The sequence below is a fragment of the Streptomyces sp. NPDC051243 genome, assembly GCF_044455405.1.
Taxonomy (GTDB): Bacteria; Actinomycetota; Actinomycetes; order Streptomycetales; family Streptomycetaceae; genus Streptomyces.
On record NZ_JBITES010000006.1, the window covers coordinates 318309 to 337263 of the forward strand.

The 18955-nt window shown below is 70.2% G+C and carries 17 protein-coding genes; 10 read left to right on the forward strand and 7 right to left on the reverse strand.

Annotated features, from left to right (window positions below):
• Positions 1-31 precede the first annotated feature (31 nt).
• The 3 genes from ACIBAG_RS17675 to ACIBAG_RS17685 all read left to right on the forward strand — a co-directional run bounded on the left by ACIBAG_RS17675 (position 32) and on the right by ACIBAG_RS17685 (position 2289).
• Positions 32-322: a hypothetical protein gene (locus ACIBAG_RS17675; protein ID WP_399105952.1), complete on the forward strand. Its 291-nt coding sequence runs from the start codon at positions 32-34 to the stop codon at positions 320-322.
• A gap of 84 nt (positions 323-406) precedes the next feature.
• Positions 407-1513 (forward strand): amidohydrolase family protein, encoded by a 1107-nt coding sequence (locus ACIBAG_RS17680; protein WP_399105954.1) that lies wholly within the window; start codon positions 407-409, stop codon positions 1511-1513.
• A 38-nt stretch (positions 1514-1551) separates the two neighbouring features.
• Entirely contained in the window at positions 1552-2289 is a 738-nt protein-coding gene (locus tag ACIBAG_RS17685) for a nucleotidyltransferase (protein WP_399105956.1), read from the forward strand.
• On the opposite strand, the gene ACIBAG_RS17690 is transcribed toward ACIBAG_RS17685, so the two are convergent.
• Positions 2244-3257: a heme A synthase gene (locus ACIBAG_RS17690; RefSeq protein WP_399105958.1), complete on the reverse strand. Its 1014-nt coding sequence runs from the start codon at positions 3255-3257 to the stop codon at positions 2244-2246. The genes ACIBAG_RS17685 and ACIBAG_RS17690 overlap by 46 nt on opposite strands.
• A 95-nt stretch (positions 3258-3352) precedes the next feature.
• A complete protein-coding gene (locus ACIBAG_RS17695) occupies positions 3353-6094 on the reverse strand; it encodes a tetratricopeptide repeat protein (RefSeq protein WP_399105960.1) in 2742 nt (913 codons plus the stop codon).
• A gap of 251 nt (positions 6095-6345) precedes the next feature.
• On the opposite strand from ACIBAG_RS17695, the gene ACIBAG_RS17700 reads away from it, so the two are divergent.
• The gene (locus ACIBAG_RS17700) at positions 6346-7509 is read left to right on the forward strand and encodes a glycosyltransferase family 4 protein (protein ID WP_399105962.1); all 1164 of its coding nucleotides are present in this window, start codon (positions 6346-6348) and stop codon (positions 7507-7509) included.
• Here the strand turns inward: ACIBAG_RS17700 and ACIBAG_RS17705 are convergent.
• The 5 genes from ACIBAG_RS17705 to ACIBAG_RS17725 form a co-directional block, all read right to left on the reverse strand.
• Positions 7458-8243 carry a hypothetical protein gene (locus ACIBAG_RS17705; RefSeq protein WP_399105965.1) on the reverse strand — a complete coding sequence of 262 codons (786 nt, stop codon included), beginning with the start codon at positions 8241-8243 and terminating at the stop codon, positions 7458-7460. The genes ACIBAG_RS17700 and ACIBAG_RS17705 overlap by 52 nt on opposite strands.
• Before the next feature lie 4 nt (positions 8244-8247).
• Complete coding sequence (locus ACIBAG_RS17710) at positions 8248-10341, reverse strand: glycogen debranching N-terminal domain-containing protein (protein WP_399105967.1); 2094 nt, start codon at positions 10339-10341, stop codon at positions 8248-8250.
• 93 nt (positions 10342-10434) lie between these two features.
• Positions 10435-11151, reverse strand: a complete 717-nt coding sequence (locus tag ACIBAG_RS17715) for an ABC transporter permease (protein ID WP_399106330.1) — start codon at positions 11149-11151, stop codon at positions 10435-10437.
• A 68-nt stretch (positions 11152-11219) separates the two neighbouring features.
• A complete protein-coding gene (locus ACIBAG_RS17720; protein WP_399105969.1) occupies positions 11220-12143 on the reverse strand; it encodes an ABC transporter ATP-binding protein in 924 nt (307 codons plus the stop codon).
• 45 nt (positions 12144-12188) lie between these two features.
• Positions 12189-12986 carry an aminoglycoside N(3)-acetyltransferase gene (locus ACIBAG_RS17725; RefSeq protein ID WP_399105971.1) on the reverse strand — a complete coding sequence of 266 codons (798 nt, stop codon included), beginning with the start codon at positions 12984-12986 and terminating at the stop codon, positions 12189-12191.
• 161 nt (positions 12987-13147) lie between these two features.
• On the opposite strand from ACIBAG_RS17725, the gene ACIBAG_RS17730 reads away from it, so the two are divergent.
• The 6 genes from ACIBAG_RS17730 (at position 13148) to ACIBAG_RS17755 (ending at position 18935) form a co-directional block, all read left to right on the forward strand.
• Positions 13148-13900 (forward strand): metalloregulator ArsR/SmtB family transcription factor, encoded by a 753-nt coding sequence (locus tag ACIBAG_RS17730; protein ID WP_031477391.1) that lies wholly within the window; start codon positions 13148-13150, stop codon positions 13898-13900.
• Entirely contained in the window at positions 13897-15321 is a 1425-nt protein-coding gene (sufB, locus tag ACIBAG_RS17735) for a Fe-S cluster assembly protein SufB (RefSeq protein WP_399105973.1), read from the forward strand. Before ACIBAG_RS17730 ends, sufB begins: the two co-directional genes overlap by 4 nt.
• 87 nt (positions 15322-15408) lie before the next feature.
• A complete protein-coding gene (gene sufD, locus ACIBAG_RS17740; protein WP_399105975.1) occupies positions 15409-16593 on the forward strand; it encodes a Fe-S cluster assembly protein SufD in 1185 nt (394 codons plus the stop codon).
• Positions 16590-16910, forward strand: a complete 321-nt coding sequence (locus ACIBAG_RS17745; RefSeq protein ID WP_031477388.1) for a non-heme iron oxygenase ferredoxin subunit — start codon at positions 16590-16592, stop codon at positions 16908-16910. Before sufD ends, ACIBAG_RS17745 begins: the two co-directional genes overlap by 4 nt.
• 7 nt (positions 16911-16917) lie before the next feature.
• Entirely contained in the window at positions 16918-17682 is a 765-nt protein-coding gene (gene sufC / locus ACIBAG_RS17750; RefSeq protein ID WP_399105978.1) for a Fe-S cluster assembly ATPase SufC, read from the forward strand.
• Positions 17679-18935 (forward strand): cysteine desulfurase, encoded by a 1257-nt coding sequence (locus ACIBAG_RS17755; protein ID WP_399105980.1) that lies wholly within the window; start codon positions 17679-17681, stop codon positions 18933-18935. Before sufC ends, ACIBAG_RS17755 begins: the two co-directional genes overlap by 4 nt.
• Positions 18936-18955: the final 20 nt, after the last annotated feature.

The following is an 18955-nucleotide window of genomic DNA, read 5'->3' on the forward strand; positions in this document are numbered from 1 at the left end:
ATTCGATCTACTCGCCGGTAGCATCCTGGCCATGGCAGACAAGGTGGCCAAGCTGGCCAAGCAGATCAACTCCTTCGCGAAGTCCCACGGCGGCGCCGAGGCCCAGGTCGCGTACCTCGGACAGCGCGGCGCCCGCATCGTGCTCGTGGGCGAGGACGGCGGCTGGGGCGACCTGGTGGCACCGTCGTACGAGACCGCCGAGAAGGCGGTGGAGAAGGCCGGGATCACACGCCACGAGTCCTTCGACGGCGAGTTCGCGGCGAAGGTGACCACGGGCGAGTACGAGTGGAAGCGGATGGCCGGCATTCAGATCGGCGGCTGAAAGCCCACCCCTCACTGCAACACCAAGTCACCGGTTCACCCGTTAGGACCTGTAGCAAGCGCAGTCCAGCCACGGGGAGCCCGGATGATCGACACGCCGTCTCTCGTGGACCAGTACTGCCATGGCGTACTGCGGACGGAACTGGGCCTCGGCACCTTCGAGGCCCAGCTGGCCCGTACCGAAGGTCCACCCGCGCCCGGCACCACCCTCTTCGACACCCAGACGGGTTTCGCCGTACGGCGCTGGTGCCCGCCCCTCCTCGGCCTGGAACCGCACTGCCCACCCGCCCGCTATCTCGCCCGGCGTCGTGAACTCGGCGTACTGGAGGCGGGCCGGCGCCTGCTGCGCGGCAGTGGCATCACGACGTATCTGATCGACACCGGCGTGCCCGGCGACCTCACCGGTCCCACGGAACTGGCCTCCGCCGCCTCCGCCCAGGCCCATGAGATCGTGCGCCTGGAACTGCTCGCCGAACAGGTCGCCGACACCTCCGGCACCGTCGAGTCCTTCCTCGCCAACCTCGCCGAATCGGTGCATGGCGCGGCGGCGGGCGCCGTGGCCTTCACCTCCGTCGCCGGCGTGCGGCACGGACTCGCGCTCGCGCCCGAGCCGCCGGGGCCGGGAGAGGTACGGGGCGCCGCGGGCCGCTGGCTGGCGGGGCGCAGGGTGGGCGGGGAGCTGACCGACCCGGTCCTGCTACGGCATCTGCTGTGGATCGCGGTGGCGTCGGGACGGCCGCTCCAACTGCACGCGGGGCTCGGGGAGCCGGGCGTGCGTATCGACCGTACGGACCCGGTGCTGCTCACGGACTTCGTCCGCGCCACGGCCGGCCTCGGCACCGACCTGATCCTGCTGCACGGCTACCCCTACCACCGGCACGCCGCCCACCTGGCCGGCTTCTTCCCGCACGTCTACGCCGACTCCGGCGCCGCCCTCATCCGCACGGGCGCCCGCGCCGCGACGATCCTCGCCGAGATCCTGGAACTCGCCCCCTTCGGCAAGATCCTCTTCTCCAGCGGCGCACAGGGCCTGCCCGAACTGCACGTGGTGGGCGCGGGACTCTTCCGCGAGGCCCTCGCAAGGGTGCTCGGGGGCTGGGTCGCCGAGGGTGCTTGGTCGCTGGCGGATGCGCAAAGGGTGGCGGGGATGGTGGCGGCGGGGAACGCCCGCAGGGTGTACGGGCTGGAGTGACGGTTTACTGCCTACCGCGTCCTGTACAGACTGGGGTGATGCAGACCGAGGTGTTACTCGACCGTTTTGTCACCGGCCTGACGCCGCTCACCCCGCTCGCCGTGTGGGCGCACGGCTCGCTCGCCGGCGGTGACTACCAGGAGGGCCGCAGCGACCTCGATCTGATCGCCGTACTGGACGGCCCGCTCACGTCCCGCACCATCTGGAGGCTCGCCAGGCTTCACGCCCGGCTGCGGGCCGAGCCGCTCGCCGCGCGGCTGCACTGCACGTACCTGACGCCGGACGCGGTGGACGACACCGGCCGGCGCCACCTCACCTGGGCGCACGAGCAACTGTTCAAACGGCCGGTCACCCCGGTGACCCGGCGCGAACTGCACGCCTTCGGACGTGTGCTGCACGGGAAGGCCCCGGTCGGCCTGCTGCCGCCGGTGACCGACCGGGAGCTCGGCGACTTCGTCGTACGCGACCAGCGGGATTTCTGGCGACCGGCCGTCGACGACGCCTCGCTGTGGACCCGGGACGTGTGGGTCGGACTGGGGCTGATCACCTTCGCCCGGGCGAGTGTCACCGCGCGCGAGGGGCGGCTGATCTCCAAGCGCGAGGCGCTGGACCTGCTGCCCGGCCTCGGGGCACCCGTCGAGGTCGTCGAGGACATCCGCAGGCGCCGCTACGAAGACGCGGCGGCGCCGACCGGGGAGTGGGCGGCGCGCAGGGCCGGGCTGACGCGGGACTACCTGGGGCCGGCGATCGACGCGCTCGTGGCGTCGTACGTCTGAACAGGCAGATCCGGCACCGCCACCTCGGGCCGCTCCCGCAGCGCAAGCAACACCCGCAGGGTCGCGATCCACACCAGGGCCGAGCCGAACATGTGCAGGCCGACCAGGAGCTCAGGCAGGTCCGTGAAGTACTGGACGTAGCCGATGCCGCCCTGCGCGAGAAGGATCAGGAACAGGTCGCGGGTGCGGTTCAGAGGGCCCTTGGGGGCGTCGACCGCCTTGAGGACGAACCACAGGGCGAACGTCAGCGTGACCACGATCCAGGCCAGTACGGCGTGCAGTTTGGTGACGTTCTCCCAGTTCACCGGCATCCGCTCGACCTCGCTGGAGTCACCCGCGTGCGGACCCGCGCCGGTGACCACCGTGCCGACCAGGATCAGCAGCACCGAGGCCGCGACCAGGAACCACACCAGCTGCTGGACCGCCTTGCCGACCAGCGGCCGCGGCGCCGCGTCGCCCTCCCGGGCGCGCTGCCACATCACCGTCGCGACCGCGATGAGCGCCGACGTCGCCACGAAGTGGGCCGCGACCGTGTACGGGTTGAGGCCCACGAGGACGACGATGCCGCCGAGCACCGCGTTGCTCATGACGATCCAGAACTGCGCCCACCCCAGGCGGGTCAGACTGCGCCGGTACGGCTTCTCGGAGCGCGCGGCGATGATCGCCCAGCCGACCGCGGCGCACAGCACGTACGTCAGCATGCGGTTGCCGAACTCGATGGCGCCGTGCAGGCCCATCTCGCTGGTGGCGGTGAGCGAGTCGTCGGTGCACTTGGGCCAGGTCGGACAGCCCAGCCCGGACCCGGTGAGGCGTACCGCACCGCCGGTGACCACGATGATCACCGACATCACGAGCGCGGCGAGAGCCGCCCGCTGGACCGTCCTCGGAGTCGGGGTCCAGCGTGCGGCGATGAAGGCGAGGGGGTTGCGCACGGCCGCTACGGCGTCGGCGCGGGTCAGCTTTGGCACGCGCCCTATCGTAGGCGGGCCGCTTGTGCACGCTTTCACGAGGGTGGCAGAGCCACCGTGCACGCAGCGCATTCTCCGGGGCGGCGTGGTGAACGTCACGACGGTGCCGGATCGGCCACCGGGCGGCCCGCCGGCGGTTCGGCGCCGTCCCACAGCGCGACGGCGATGCGCCGGGCCCGGTCGCGGAAGTCGGCGGCCCTGAGCGGGTCCGTCGTACATGCGGCCAGTCGCTCGTACACGGCCACCAGGCAGGGGTGGTCCTCTCCCAAACGGGCACGGAAGATCGCTTCGGCATCGGTGAGCACCGAGGCCGCCTCCTCCCGCCGGCCGAGGGAGATCAGCACGGGCGCGAGCCGCGAGAGGGTCTTGGCCCGGTAGTGGTGATCCTCGCCGTACCGCTCCTTGTAGATCGCCTCCGCGTCGCGCAGGGTGCGCCGGGCCTGCTGTGCCCGGCCCAGGGCGTGCTGCAGGGAACCCAGCTTGTTCAGGCAGGCGGCGTACTTGTGGGCCTCCGCCGCGCGGCGCTTGTGGTGCAGTGCCAGGACGGGACCGAGCAGTTCTTCCGCGCCGGCCAGCCGGGCCCGTGCCGCGCGGTTCAACTCCAGCCGGCGCATCGGATGCAGCGTCGAACGGGCACGGGCCCGCAGTTCCTCGCCCTGGCGCCGGTGCACGTCGGCCAGGAACTTGGCGACCTGCGAGGTCTCGAAGTCCTCGTGGCCACGGAACGCGCGGAACACGGCGAGCGCCTCGGCCAGCTCCGCCTCCGCCCTGACGAGGTCTCCCCGGTCCTGCGCGACGATTCCCGTGTCGCGCCGGAGCATCGCGCGGAACACCGTGTGCTCCTTCGGCTCCTGACTGCCGCAGAAGGGGATGAGCAGGGCGGCGCGGTCGTACGACTCGAGCGCGGCCGAGAGCCGTCCGGCGTTGCGGTGGATCATGCCCACCTCCTGCTCGGCCACCGCCCAGTCCAGGCTCGCCGCTTCCGTGCCGCGGCTCCGGTAGATCTTCATGGCCCTCTGGACGGCCTCCAGCGCCTCGTCGAAGCGGATGCGCTCGCGCAGAATGCCGCCCATCTGGCGGTGGCACTGGGCCTCGAGTTCCAGGAACGCGGCATCGCCCGAGCGATCACGGCACTGGTCCAGCGCCTTGCGGCACTCGGATTCCGCGAGGTCGAGATCGGCCAGCAGATAGTGCTGACGTGCGACGGCGAGAAGCGCGGTCGCACGGCCCAGGGCGTCCCCGCCGTCGGGTTCGGGGCGCAGACCGCGCAGCTCCGCCTCCCGCTCGAAGAAGGTCAGGGCACGCACCCAGTTGCAGCGCCCCTCCTGGTAGACACCCACGCGGTGCAGCAACCGCACCAGCGCGTCGGGATCCTGGGCCGCCCCGTACTCGCCGTCTCCCTCGGCGTCGGCGGCCCAGACGGCCTCCGTGATCACCGTGTCCGCATGCGGCATCAGACGCTCGCACGCATAACGGGAGTCCAGTTGTTCGGGGGAGACGGGGAAGGCCGCCTCGACCAGCCGCACCGCTGACTGGGACCACTCCAGCCGGGCGGACGCGTCCATTCGGCTGCGGATGAACTGTCGCACGCGAGGATGAATTCCGTAGGTCTCCAGTCCCGTGCGTCCGTCGCCGTTGCGGGTCAGCAACGAGTGGTCGACGAGCCGGAGCACCATACGGTTGAAGGCGCGCTCGTTCTCCATGGCGCGCCGCAGCCCGGCCGGGAGCATGGCGCTGTGCTGGAACAGGGTGGCCCGGGGGACGTCCTCGGACGCCAGGAAGGAGCACAGGCGCAGCAGGTCCTCGGCTTCCGGTGCGCTCTGCCGGATGCGTTCGATCGCCAGGACGAGCGTCTCGAAGCCGGTCTCGATGGGTTGTTCGGGCAGCTGACGCAGGTATTCCTCGACCGTGATCTCCTCGCGGTCGATGTAGGCCCCGGCCGTCTCCAGGTCGAGCGGCACCCAGCCCAACTGGGTGCCCAGCAGGGTCAGTTGCTCGTCGTCGCGGGCCGTCTCGGGGGCGCCGATGCGTCGGCGCAGGAACGTCAGCCCGTCGTGCGGGCCGAGCCCCGCCACCTCGATGGGCTCCGGGCACAGCCCCGACCAGCCTTCGCGCAGTTGCGTGGTGATCAGCACTTCACCGTTACCGCCCGGCGGCAGAAGCGGCATCAGCTCCTGTGTGCCGTCCCCGCGGGCCCCCGGGCGATCGCTCTGCCGCTGGACATTGTCGTACACCAGCAGCCAGCCCGGGTTGTCGCGCAGCCAGCCCCACAGGCCGGACAGGACCACGTTCTCGCTCTCGTGGCCGGGCACGCGGACACAGGCGGCGAGCTCCAGCAGCATGACCCGCAGCCGCTCGGGGCTGGAGGCGGGGAGCCACCAGGTCAGGGTGTGCGAGTCCAGATGCCGTCGGGCGTACGCCACGGCCAGCTGAGTCTTGCCCACGCCGCCGGTGCCGTGCAGGACGCAGGCGCGCACGCCGGTGGCGGGGTGTTCACCGTCGGATGCCGGGGGGCGTAACTGCTCCTCTACGTGCTTCAGTTCGCCTTGACGGCCGGTGAAGTACCGGGAGAGCGCCGGCAGGTTGGGAGGGGGAACGTACGGCGGGCTCGGTAACTCGTGGGACCGGGTGCGCCTTCCCACCGAGTGCCGGGTGACGAATGCGGACGCACCGCCGAGCAGGCCCGTCACCGTGACGACGGCCCAGAAGACGGGTCCCTGGGTGTGGTCGGCGACGATCGGCAGGACGCAGGCGCCCGCACCCGTCGCGGTGTACAGGCCGGCGAGCAGTCTCCTGCGCCCGGTCTCGCCCCGCTCGCTGGTCCCGGATGCCGCCAAGGTGACCACCCCCGTCCGGCAATTCCCCCTGATTGCAGGATTGTTCGAGCCTCTTCCCGCAGTATGGTGGATTTCCCATCGTCGTGGGTGGCAACCCTGTCCTTCCCTGATACGTTCGCCGGAATCTGTGGCTACGATCTGCGCTTCCCGGGTTCGCTTTTCGGAGGCGTGGTGTGGACGAAGAGGAAAGTGGTCGGAGGGTCGGGGGCCGGCTGCATGTGGGACTGGTGCACTGGTCGTTTCCCCCATGTGTGGGCGGGGTCGAGACGCATCTGTGGGACTACTCGAGACTGCTCGCGGCCCGGGACATCGACGTGACGGTCTTCACCGGAACGCCGGAAGCCGCCATTCCCCGCCATGCCGGGATCAGCGTTCTCTACCACTCCGACCTGGATCTCTCTGCGCATCGTCGCAGGCCGCCCGGTGAACCATCGCTGAGGACGTGGTTCAGCAAGGAGCTGAGCCCGGATCCCGCGCGGGGGAGGGCGGGAATCCGGCTGGTGCACGGCCACAACCTGCACCATTTCTCCGACCGTCCCGCCCGTGCGCTCAACAGTCTTCGCAAGGAACTGGACCTGCGGCTGGTCCACACCTACCACAGCGTGTGGCACGAACGGCCCGCGAACCCCGCCGCCCGGGCCTGCCGCGGCTGGCACCGGCACTACGCGGTCTCCGACTTCCTGCGGAGAGCGTGCGCCCGTGAGATCGACGTCGATCCGGAGCGCCGCTATCTGGGGGTGGACACCAACACCTACCAGGACGTGCCGGTGTCCGGCGGCCGGCAGCGACCCGGGCGGGTGCTGCTGCCCGCTCGGCTGATCCCCAACAAGGGGGCCTTGCTGGCCGTCGAGGCGGTCCACCACATCATCAGGAACCACATGACCTCGGTGCGGCCGCACCTGGTGCTCACCGAGACAAAGAACACGGTCGACTTCCACCACGAAAAGGACGGATTCCGCGAGGAATTGCAACAACTGATCGTGAAATTGGAGATCGAGGATCACGTCGAATTCGTGGAAGCCCAGGTCGACGAGATGAGGGACCTCTACGAGGAGGCCTCGGTCGTCATCTATCCATCGGTCTTCGACGAGCCGATGGGACTCGCGCCCCTGGAGGCGATGTGCGCCGCCAGACCGGTTGTGGTGACCCGCATGGGCGGCCTCGACGAAGGCATCGAGTACGACGGTGAGATGGGCTACCTCGTCCCCGACCGGAACGTGCACAAACTGGCCGACCGCATCGCCCTGCTGCTCGACAGCCCCGGGCTCGCGCAGACGGTGGGCCGCAGGGCCCGTGAACACGTCATGGAGCACTTCGACCTGGAGAAGCACTATGTGCGGCCGATGATCGGGGAGTATCTCGATCAGCTCGGCGCCGGTCCGGGCGACAGCGGCGGGAGCACCGTCTTGCTGTAGACCAGATTGGTCACGGCGGCGATCCGCTCGGTCCGGCGCAGCCGGTGGAGGGACATGAGGATGCCGAGCCAGGCGCCCACGGACCCCACGGCGGCGAGGATGTCGACGGTGACCGGGAGCTCGCCGATCCAGATGACTTCGGCCGTCACGAACAGCACCGGAAACAGGCACGAGGCGAGGATGTTGACCTCGGCCTCGGTGTTGTCCACCGCCAGCGCGGGGGACTCCAGCCGCAGCCGCCGCTTGCAGTATTCGAAGGCGAGCAGTCCCCGGTTCTCCCGATGACCGCCCCCGTGGACCCTGCCCGTCCCGTGCCGGGCCGGGGCGGGGCTGCTGAGGTAGTAGGCGAGCAGGGGGTGGGCGCGCAGGCAGTCGTCGAGGGCCTGCCGGCCACAGATCGCCTCGAGCCGCCCGAGCAGTTCGGGAGCGTCGAGTGCGGCGAAACGGGGGATCCGCTCCAGAAGGCCGACCAGCCAGAAGGAGAGCTCGCGGAACAGATAGCCCACGATGAAGCTGAGCGAGAGGAAGTTCAGCCCGACCACGATGGCCAGCGGCGTCGAGAGGTCCCTGGTCTGCGCCACCACGAAGGCCCACATCTGATCGGGGTGCCGCAGCTGGAGCAGGGCGATGACCCCGGTCGTGACGAGACAGAGCCCGGGAGCCAGCACGCTCGCCGCCAGCACGGCCGAGTAGAAGGAGAACTTGGAGGCCATCGCCGCGGCGTCCGGACCCATGCCGTCACACCCCTCCCGTGTCGACGCTCCAGCCGTCCGGCAGGCCCCGGACGACGACCTGTGCGCCGGGTCCGCCGACTCGCACCTCGAACTCCCGTCCGGCGAGCCGCAGCCTCTGCACCCGGAGCGGTGCGAGGAACGTCGGCCGCACGCGCAGCACCCGGCGGGACGCGTCCGGCGCCAGACCGAGCAGCGCAGACAGCACCGCCACGCCGGACGCCGCCGACCACCCCTGCGGCCGGCACGCCGCCGGATAGGCGAGCGGTGCCGGAGACCCCTCGGTGCGGCTGTCCCCGCCGTACAGCTCCGGCATGCGGTAGTCGAAGTGCGCCGCCGCCTCCAGCAGCCCCTCCGTCAGGGCGGAGACCTCCGCCGTGCACCCCGCCGCGCACAGTCCCTGGATGGCGATCGCCGTGTCGTGGGTCCATACCGAACCGCCGTGGTAGCTCAGCGGGTTGAAGCCGGGCAGCGCGGCGGACCGACTGCGCAGACCCCAGCCGGAGTTCAGCTCGGCGCAGGCCAGCCAGGCCGCGACGTCGCGGCAGCCCGCCTCGTCCAGGATGCCGGTGGACAGCAGCTGGCCCATGTTGGACGCCGGCCCGCTGACCGGCTCGAGTCCCCGGCCGACGGCGATCGCCACATAGCGCGGGGCCGGGCCCTGCGGCGACGGCAGCCAGAACGTGTCCGCAAAGCGTTTGCGCAGCGCGCGCGCCCAGGCGGCCAGCCGTTCGGCCGTCTCGGGGCGCCCGCGGGCCGCCAGCAGCCCGGCAAGTCCGCTTGCCGCCTGATAGGCGTACCCCTGGACCTCGCACAGCGCCAGCGGCGGCTCGATCCGGCGCCCCGCCGCGTCGCGCACCGCGTCCTCGCTGTCCTTCCAGGACTGGTGGCGCAGACCGCCCGCGCGGGGGTAGTAGCGCAGGAGCCCGTCCTCGTCGGCGGCGCTGGTCCGCACCACCCACTCCATCGCGCGCTCCGCGTACGGCAGCAGTGCGTCCACGTCCGCGTCCGGCAGACCCCAGTGCCAGGCCTCCACCAGAAGGGTCACGAACAGCGGGGTGGCGTCGACCGAACCGTAGTAGCGCGAGGGCAGGCGCAGGCCGTTGCCGTGGTCGACGTCCGCCGGGCGCAGTTCGTGCAGGATGCGGCCGGGTGCCTCCTCGCGGAAGACGTCGTGGGCCGTGCCCTGGCGGCGGGCCAGCGCCCACAGTGTGCCGCGGGCCAGGCCGGTGCCGAGCGGCAGCATCATCCGGGCCGCCCAGATGGAGTCGCGCCCGAAGAGGGTCAGATACCAGGGGCAGCCCGCTGCGATGAACTGGTCCTCGGGACCGTCGGGATCGGTGCGCTCCGGGTCCGCCAGGCGCAGGGCGCTCAGATCGCCGAGGCCCTGGCGCACCAGCGCCACCAGTCGGCGGTCGCCGTGCACGACGGGCTCGGACCAGGGCGCGGGCGAGGCAGGGGCGCGGGGGTGGCCGGGCGGGTCGGGGACCGCGCTCCCCGACACGGTCAGCCGGATCTGCCGGCTCTCGCCGGGACGCAGCAGCACACGGGGCCAGGTGAGCGTGCCGCCTTCCGGGCCGTCGGTGACCTCCGGGACCGGACCCGGCTCCGTCACACGGACCTGCGCGCGGCCCGTACGGGACCGCCAGTCCAGTCCCGGGACGTGGGCAGCGGTGGAGCAGCGCACGGTCGTGCCCGTCCGCCCCCGCTTCACGTCCGCGATGTCCGCGAGGTCGGTCGCCAGGGCCAGTTCCACATGTAATCGGCGTGCGACGGTGCCGACGTTGCGCAGAAGGATGCTCTCGCCCCCGCCGGCGGTGCGCACCCGCTCGATGATCACCGTCGGGTCGCTCGTGCGGTCTCTGGGGTAGCGGTGCACCGAAGTGAACCGCACCCGGTCGGGCCCCAGCGGCTGCACGCCGATCGGTTCGGGTTCACACCCGTCGATCAGCAGGCACGCCGTGTGCAGCAGTCTGCGGTCGTGCCCGTAGAACCCCTCCGCGCTGCGGCCACGCAGCTGCCCGTCCCTGGGAGAGGCGGCGAAGGCCGGGGCCGCGACGCACATCACCACGTCGTGGAGCAGTGGTTGCAGAGCACGCACACTCGGCGAATCCGCGGACTCATACACGGAGCGTCTCTTCCCACTCCGTACGAACGTCACTCACGCGGCGTACGCCGGTGCGTCACGCCGTGCTCACTCCCAGCGGAAGAACCTCCCCGCCGCGGCCAGCCCCACGACCGCCCACACGGCCAGGATCCCCAGGTCACCCCAAGGCATCCCGGCCCCGTGCTGCAACACATCCCGCAACCCGTCCGACAGCGCCGAGATCGGCAGCAGGCCCAGCACGTCCTGCGCGCCCGCCGGGAACTTGTCCAGCGGCACGATCACCCCGCCGCCGACGAGCAGCAGCAGGAAGACCAGGTTGGCGGCGGCCAGGGTGGCCTCGGCCTTGAGGGTGCCGGCCATCAGCAGGCCCAGACCCGAGAAGGCGGCCGTTCCCAGAATCAGCAGGAGGAGCACGGCTGCCGGATTCCCGTGCGGCGACCAGCCCAGCGCGAAGGCGATCACCGTCAGCAGGGAGATCTGGAGCACCTCGGTGACCAGCACCGACACCGTCTTCGCCGTCATCAGGCCCCAGCGGGGCAGCGGCGAGGAGGCGAGCCGCTTCAGTACGCCGTACCGCCGCTCGAAGCCCGTGGCGATCGCCTGCCCCGTGAACGCCGTCGACATCACGGCGAGCGCGAGGATGCCGGGGGCGAGGAAGTCGACGGCCTCGCCGGCGCCCGTGTCGACGATGTCCACCGAGCTGAAGAGGACCAGCAGCAGGGTGGGGATCACCACGGTCAGCAGGAGCTGCTCGCCGTTGCGCAGCAGCATCTTCGTCTCCAGCGCCGCCTGGGCCGCGATCATGCGGGGGAGCGGGGCGGCGCCCGGCTTCGGGGCGTACGAGCCTGTACCTGTACCTGTACCGACGGCGGTCACGAGCGCAGCTCCTTACCGGTGAGCTCAAGGAACACGTCTTCCAGGGTGTGCCGTTCCACCGAGATCCTCTCCGGCATCACCCCGTGCTGCGCACACCACGACGTCACCGTCGCGAGCAGCTGCGGGTCGACCTTGCCGACGACCCGGTACGAGCCCGGCGTCAGTTCCGCGGCCGTGCAGTCGGCGGGCAGGGCCTTCAGCAGGGACCCCACGTCCAGGCCGGGGCGGCCGGTGAAGCGCAGGGTGTTCTCGGCGCCGCCGCGGCACAGCTCCTCGGGGGAGCCCTGGGCGATGACCCGGCCCCCGTCGATGATCGCGACGTCGTCGGCCAGCTGCTCGGCCTCGTCCATGTAGTGCGTCGTGAGGATCACGGAGACGCCGTCGGCGCGCAGGTCCCGGACCAGGTCCCAGGTGGCCCGGCGGGCCTGCGGGTCGAGCCCGGCCGTCGGCTCGTCCAGGAACACCAGCTCGGGGCGGCCGACGACGGCCATGGCGAGCGCGAGCCGCTGCTGCTGGCCGCCGGAGAGACGGCGGTAGGTGGTCCGCCCGCAGCTGCCGAGGCCGAGCCTCTCGATGAGCGCGTCGACGTCCAAGGGGTGGGCGTGCAGCTTCGCCACGTGCCGCAGCATCTCGTCGGCCCGCGCGCCGGAGTAGACGCCGCCGGACTGGAGCATCACACCGATGCGGGGCCGCAGCTCGCCGGACTGTCGCACCGGGTCGAGGCCCAGGACGCGCACCGAGCCGGAGTCCGGCCTGCGGTATCCCTCGCAGGTCTCGACCGTCGTCGTCTTGCCCGCGCCATTGGGGCCGAGCACGGCGGTCACGCCCGCCCGGGCCACCAGGTCGAGGCCGTTCACCGCGGTCTTCGTGCCGTACCGCTTCACCAGGGCCTGGACCTGGACCACGGGCTCAGTTCGCATGGCTCCAGAGTCTAGGTACGCGGGCCGGGTCCGCTGCGGGCGGGTTCAGATCTCGTCCTCGCGGGACCTGTGCACCGGAAGCCATCGCTCCGCGTACGCCACCGCGTCCGCCAGCGGGAACAGCCGTACGTCGGCCGCGCCCACCTTGCCGCGGACGACGGGGCGGTCCCGCTCGAAGTCGTGGCCCAGCTCGTCGAACCGGTCGGAGGTGATCGACACCTCGGTCACCACCTCCCAGCCCGAGGGCCCCGGTCGGCCCGACTTCACCAGCGGCGACGGTATCCGGTACTCGGCGAGGTGAAAGCCGGTGCACGAGTCGTAGCCGGCGCCGAGGAGCAGCACGCGCGCGTGGAGTTCCTCCAGCCGTGCCAGCGGGCTGTGTTCGCCGAGGCTGCAGTCGAGGGCGTGACCGGCGGTCACCTGTGCCGCGCGAGAGCCGACGGCGGCGAACGACGCCTGGGGATGCGCGCTGCGCAGGGCGCCCGGCCAGGTCCGTACGGTCTCCGGGATCACGCCCATCCCGCGCGTGGGTGTGGTCAGGGGGTCGTAGCCGGGCATCGTGGCCCGGATCGTCTCCCACCACTCCTCGGGTACCGGCGGATTGCTCCAGTCGGCAGGGTCCGAGAGGTCGGCGGACTGGGTGGGGACGACGAGCGTGCCGTCCGGGCCGAGGGCGTCGAGCAGTCCCCTGACCACCGCGACGGCTCCTCCGCAGACCCAGCCGAGAGAGCTGAGGGAGGAGTGCACGAGGAGGGTCTCGCCGCTGCGGACGCCGAGCTCGCGCAGTTGTGCGGCGAGGGTCTCCCGAGTGACAAGAGGGCCGGTCGGAGGCGGTGTCGACATGCTTCGGGAGTGTCCCGGAGGGAGCCTCGTGACGCCACCGAATTGATCGATCAAAGATCGTTTCCGCAGGTCAGATTAGGTATGCCTAAGTGACGCAGCGCACCGTCGAGGCGCCCGGACGCGGCTTGCCCGGTCCTGAGGAATTACGCAACAATGGCGTTGTGAAAAACGTCGGCGAGGCTCGGGAGACCCCCATGGGAACCCCTCAGGAGGAGCTCGCGACCGGGGAGCGCTCCACGCGCAACCGGGTCGCGCGATCCATCCTGGACCACGGGCCGTCGACCGTCGCCGAGCTGGCCGGCCGGCTGGGGCTGACCCAGGCCGCCGTACGCAGGCATCTGGACGCGCTGGTCGCCGACGATGTCGTGGAGGCCCGGGAGCAGCGGGTGTACGGCACGCGCACGCGTGGCCGTCCCGCCAAGGTCTTCGCGCTCACCGACTGCGGCCGCGACGCCTTCGACCAGTCCTACGACAAGCTCGCCGCGGACGCCCTGAAGTGGATCGCCGAGCGCGAGGGCGGGCAGGAGGCGGTCGCCGCCTTCGCCCGCGCCCGGATCGCCTCCCAGGCGAGCGCGTACCGCAAGGCGATCGAGGCGGCCACCCCGGACCAGCGGACCGAAGCCCTGGCCAAGGCCCTGAGCGCAGACGGGTACGCTGCAACGGCGCGCAGCGCACCCCTCCCTCAAAAAGGCGAGCAGCTCTGCCAGCACCACTGCCCGGTCGCCCATGTCGCGGAGCAGTTCCCGCAGCTGTGCGAGGCGGAGACGGAGATCTTCGCCGAACTGCTCGGAACGCACGTCCAGCGACTGGCGACCATCGCGCACGGCGACGGCGTCTGCACGACGTTCATCCCGAAGATTTCCCACACCTCACATAACGCATCTGCAAGCACGGCCGGGAGGAACCCCGCATGACTCTCCCCATCGAGGAGACTGCCCACCCTGAGCTCGAGGGCCTGGGCAAGTACGAATACGGCTGGGCGGACTCCGACGAGGCCGGTGCCGCTGCGAAGCGCGGTCTGAGCGAGGCTGTCGTCCGCGACATCTCCGACAAGAAGTCGGAGCCGGAGTGGATGACCAAGCTCCGTCTCAAGGGCCTGAAGCTCTTCGAGAAGAAGCCCATGCCGAACTGGGGCTCGGACCTGTCGGGCATCGACTTCGACAACATCAAGTACTTCGTGCGCTCCACGGAGAAGCAGGCGGAGTCCTGGGAGGACCTGCCCGAGGACATCAAGAACACCTACGACAAGCTGGGCATCCCGGAGGCCGAGAAGCAGCGCCTCGTCGCCGGTGTCGCCGCCCAGTACGAGTCGGAGGTCGTCTACCACCAGATCCGCGAGGACCTGGAGGAGCAGGGCGTCATCTTCCTGGACACCGACACCGCGCTGAAGGAGCACCCGGAGCTCTTCAAGGAGTACTTCGGGACCGTCATCCCAGCCGGTGACAACAAGTTCGCCGCGCTGAACACCGCGGTGTGGTCGGGTGGCTCCTTCATCTACGTGCCGAAGGGCGTGCACGTCGAGATCCCGCTCCAGGCCTACTTCCGTATCAACACGGAGAACATGGGCCAGTTCGAGCGGACCCTGATCATCGTCGACGAGGGTGCCTACGTGCACTACGTCGAGGGCTGCACCGCCCCGATCTACAAGTCGGACTCGCTGCACAGCGCGGTCGTCGAGATCATCGTCAAGAAGAACGCCCGCTGCCGCTACACGACCATCCAGAACTGGTCGAACAACGTCTACAACCTGGTCACCAAGCGCGCCGTCGCCTACGAGGGCGCGACCATGGAGTGGATCGACGGCAACATCGGCTCCAAGGTGACGATGAAGTACCCGGCCGTCTACCTGATGGGCGAGCACGCCAAGGGCGAGACCCTGTCCATCGCCTTCGCGGGCGAGGGCCAGCACCAGGACGCCGGCGCGAAGATGGTCCACATGGCGCCGAACACGTCGTCCAACATCGTCTCGAAGTCCGTGGCGCGTGGCGGTGGCCGCACCTCCTACCGCGGTCTGATCGAGATCGGCGAGGGCGCTCCGGGTGCGAAGTCCAACGTGCTCTGTGACGCTCTGCTCGTCGACACCATCTCCCGGTCGGACACCTACCCGTACGTCGACGTCCGCGAGGACGACGTCTCCATGGGCCACGAGGCGACCGTCTCCAAGGTCTCCGAGGACCAGCTCTTCTACCTGATGAGCCGCGGTCTCTCCGAGGACGAGGCGATGGCGATGATCGTGCGCGGCTTCGTCGAGCCGATCGCCAAGGAGCTGCCGATGGAGTACGCCCTTGAGCTCAACCGGCTGATCGAGCTGCAGATGGAAGGCGCGGTCGGCTAAGACCCGCCATCCGGTTCAGCAGCAGGCGGCCCGCCCCCGGGGCGGGCCGAAGATCGCAAACGTAGGAAAGAGAGCAGACCGACAGCCATGGCTGAGGCTCAGAACATCCCGGTGGGCTCCACCACCGCCGGCTCGATCGCGGTCGCCGCGGAATCGACCGTCGTCTCGCGCATGAGCGCGCCCCCGTCCTTCGACGTGGCGGACTTCCCGGTCCCGCACGGCCGCGAGGAGGAGTGGCGGTTCACCCCGCTGGAGCGCCTGCGCGGGCTGCACGACGGCACCGCCGTCGCCACCGGCGAGGGCCTGAAGGTCGAGGTCGAGGCCCCCGAGGGCGTCACCGTCGAGGCCGTCGGCCGTGACGACGCGCGGCTCGGCAAGGCGGGCACCCCCGTGGACCGCGTCGCCGCCCAGGCGTACTCCGCGTTCGAGAAGGCCGGCGTGATCACCGTCCCCAAGGAGACGGTCCTCACCGAGCCGATCCGCGTCGCCGTGCACGGCGAGGGCGGGACCGCCTTCGCCCACCAGGTCATCGAGCTGGGCGCCTTCGCCGAGGCCGTCGTCGTCATCGACCACACCGGTGACGCCGTGCTCGCCGCCAACGTCGACTACATCCTGGGCGACGGCGCCAAGCTGACCGTCGTGTCGGTCCAGGACTGGGACGACAAGGCCGTTCACGTCGCCCAGCACAACGCGCTGGTCGGCCGGGACGCGTCCTTCAAGTCCGTCGTCGTCACCTTCGGCGGTGACGTCGTACGACTGCACCCGCGCGTGACGTACGCCGGCACCGGCGGCGAGGCCGAGCTGTTCGGTCTGTACTTCACCGACGCCGGGCAGCACCAGGAGCACCGCCTGCTGGTCACCCACAACACCCCGCACTGCAAGTCGAACGTCGTCTACAAGGGCGCGCTCCAGGGCGACGACGCGCACGCCGTGTGGATCGGTGACGTGCTGATCGAGGCCAAGGCCGAGGGCACGGACACGTACGAGATGAACCGGAACCTCGTCCTGACGGACGGCGCCCGGGTCGACTCGGTGCCGAACCTGGAGATCGAGACCGGCGAGATCGTCGGCGCCGGCCACGCCTCCGCGACCGGCCGCTTCGACGACGAGCAGCTCTTCTACCTGATGGCCCGCGGCATCCCGGAGCACGAGGCCCGTCGCCTCGTCGTGCGCGGCTTCTTCGCCGAGCTGGTCCAGCAGATCGGCATCGAGGACATCGAAGAGCGCCTCATCGCCAGGATCGAAGAGGAGCTGGAGGCGTCGGTCGCATGACCACGTTCGTACGCGCCTGTGGGCTGAGCGAGCTGGAGGAGGACACCCCGAAGCGGGTGGAACTCGACGGCACGCCGGTCTCGGTCGTCCGTACCGAGGGCGAGGTGTTCGCCATCCACGACATCTGCTCCCACGCGAACGTCTCGCTCTCCGAGGGCGAGGTGGAGGACTGCCAGATCGAGTGCTGGCTGCACGGCTCCAGCTTCGACCTCCGAACCGGCAAGCCGTCCGGCCTTCCCGCGACGCGCCCCGTCCCCGTATACCCCGTAAAGATCGAAGGGGACGACGTTCTCGTCTCCCTCAACCAGGAGTCCTGAGGCACCCATGGCAACGCTTGAAATCCGAGACCTGCGCGTCACCGTCGAGGCCGACAACGCCACGAAGGAAATCCTCAAGGGCGTCGACCTCACCGTGAAGCAGGGCGAGACGCACGCCATCATGGGCCCCAACGGCTCGGGCAAGTCGACCCTCGCCTACTCGCTCGCGGGTCACCCGAAGTACACGATCACCGGCGGCACCGTCACTCTCGACGGCGAGGACGTCCTGGAGATGTCCGTCGACGAGCGCGCCCGCGCCGGCCTGTTCCTGGCGATGCAGTACCCGGTCGAGGTCCCCGGCGTCTCGGTCTCCAACTTCCTGCGCACCTCCGCCACCGCCATCCGCGGCGAGGCCCCGAAGCTGCGCACCTGGGTGAAGGAGGTCAAGGAGGCCATGGAGCGCCTCAACATGGACCCGTCCTTCGCCGAGCGCAACGTCAACGAGGGCTTCTCCGGCGGTGAGAAGAAGCGCCACGAGATCCTTCAGCTCGAGCTGCTCAAGCCGAAGATCGCGATCCTCGACGAGACCGACTCCGGCCTGGACGTCGACGCCCTGCGCGTCGTCTCCGAGGGCGTCAACCGCGTCCGCGAGACCGGCGAGGTCGGCACCCTGCTGATCACGCACTACACGCGCATCCTGCGCTACATCAAGCCCGACCACGTCCACGTCTTCGCGGCCGGCCGCATCGCCGAGTCCGGCGGCCCCGAGCTCGCCGACAAGCTGGAGGCCGAGGGCTACGAGGCATACACGAAGGGTGGCGCATCCGAGTGACGCAGATGCCGGGCCTCCTCGACACCGAGGCGATCCGCAAGGACTTCCCCATCCTGGACCGGCTGGTCCACGACGGGCAGAAGCTCGTGTACCTGGACAACGCGGCGACCTCGCAGAAGCCGCGCCAGGTACTGGACGCCCTGAGCGAGTACTACGAGCGCTACAACGCCAACGTCCACCGCGGTGTGCATGTGCTCGCCGAGGAGGCCACGGCGCTGTACGAGGGCGCGCGCGACAAGGTCGCGGAGTTCATCAACGCGCCCAGCCGCGACGAGGTGATCTTCACCAAGAACGCCTCCGAATCGCTCAACCTCGTGGCGAACATGCTCGGCTGGGCCGACGAGCCCTACCGGGTGGACTCGGACACCGAGATCGTCATCACGGAGATGGAGCACCACTCCAACATCGTCCCGTGGCAGCTGCTCGCGCAGCGCACGGGCGCGAAGCTGAAGTGGTTCGGTCTCACGGACGACGGCCGCCTCGACCTGTCCAACATCGACGAGATCATCACGGAGAAGACGAAGATCGTCTCCTTCGTGCTGGTGTCCAACATCCTGGGCACGGTCAACCCGGTCGAGGCGATAGTGCGCCGTGCGCAGGAGGTCGGCGCGCTGGTGTGCATCGACGCCTCCCAGGCGGCGCCGCACATGCCGCTGGACGTGCAGTCGCTCCAGGCCGACTTCGTGGCCTTCACCGGCCACAAGATGTGCGGCCCGACCGGCATCGGCGTCCTGTGGGGCCGCCAGGAGCTGCTGGAGGACCTGCCTCCGTTCCTGGGCGGCGGCGAGATGATCGAGACGGTGTCGATGCACTCGTCGACGTACGCTCCCGCACCGCACAAGTTCGAGGCGGGCACGCCCCCGATCGCGCAGGCGGTCGGCCTGGGCGCGGCGATCGACTACCTCAACTCGATCGGCATGGACAAGATCCTCGCCCATGAGCACGCGCTCACGGAGTACGCGGTGAAGCGCCTGGCGGAGGTCCCGGACCTCAGGATCATCGGCCCGACCACGGCCGAGGACCGGGGCGCCGCGATCTCCTTCACCCTTGGCGACATCCACCCGCACGACGTGGGCCAGGTTCTCGACGAGCAGGGCATCGCGGTCCGGGTCGGCCACCACTGCGCCCGCCCCGTCTGCCTGCGCTACGGAATTCCTGCGACCACGCGAGCGTCGTTCTATCTGTACTCCACGCCGGCCGAGATCGACGCTCTGGTGGACGGCCTGGAGCACGTCCGGAACTTCTTCGGCTGACGGGACGGGACGAGCGACGC

Bases quoted from the DNA above. Each gene is read 5' to 3' on its own strand.
- ACIBAG_RS17675 (WP_399105952.1), top strand. From the start codon at position 32: ATGGCAGACAAGGTGGCCAAGCTGGCCAAGCAGATCAACTCCTTCGCG.
- ACIBAG_RS17680 (WP_399105954.1), top strand. From the start codon at position 407: ATGATCGACACGCCGTCTCTCGTGGACCAGTACTGCCATGGCGTACTG.
- ACIBAG_RS17685 (WP_399105956.1), top strand. From the start codon at position 1,552: ATGCAGACCGAGGTGTTACTCGACCGTTTTGTCACCGGCCTGACGCCG.
- ACIBAG_RS17705 (WP_399105965.1), bottom strand. From the start codon at position 8,243: ATGGGTCCGGACGCCGCGGCGATGGCCTCCAAGTTCTCCTTCTACTCG.
- ACIBAG_RS17715 (WP_399106330.1), bottom strand. From the start codon at position 11,151: ATGATCGCGGCCCAGGCGGCGCTGGAGACGAAGATGCTGCTGCGCAAC.
- ACIBAG_RS17720 (WP_399105969.1), bottom strand. From the start codon at position 12,143: ATGCGAACTGAGCCCGTGGTCCAGGTCCAGGCCCTGGTGAAGCGGTAC.
- ACIBAG_RS17725 (WP_399105971.1), bottom strand. From the start codon at position 12,986: ATGTCGACACCGCCTCCGACCGGCCCTCTTGTCACTCGGGAGACCCTC.
- sufB (WP_399105973.1), top strand. From the start codon at position 13,897: ATGACTCTCCCCATCGAGGAGACTGCCCACCCTGAGCTCGAGGGCCTG.
- sufD (WP_399105975.1), top strand. From the start codon at position 15,409: ATGGCTGAGGCTCAGAACATCCCGGTGGGCTCCACCACCGCCGGCTCG.
- ACIBAG_RS17745 (WP_031477388.1), top strand. From the start codon at position 16,590: ATGACCACGTTCGTACGCGCCTGTGGGCTGAGCGAGCTGGAGGAGGAC.
- sufC (WP_399105978.1), top strand. From the start codon at position 16,918: ATGGCAACGCTTGAAATCCGAGACCTGCGCGTCACCGTCGAGGCCGAC.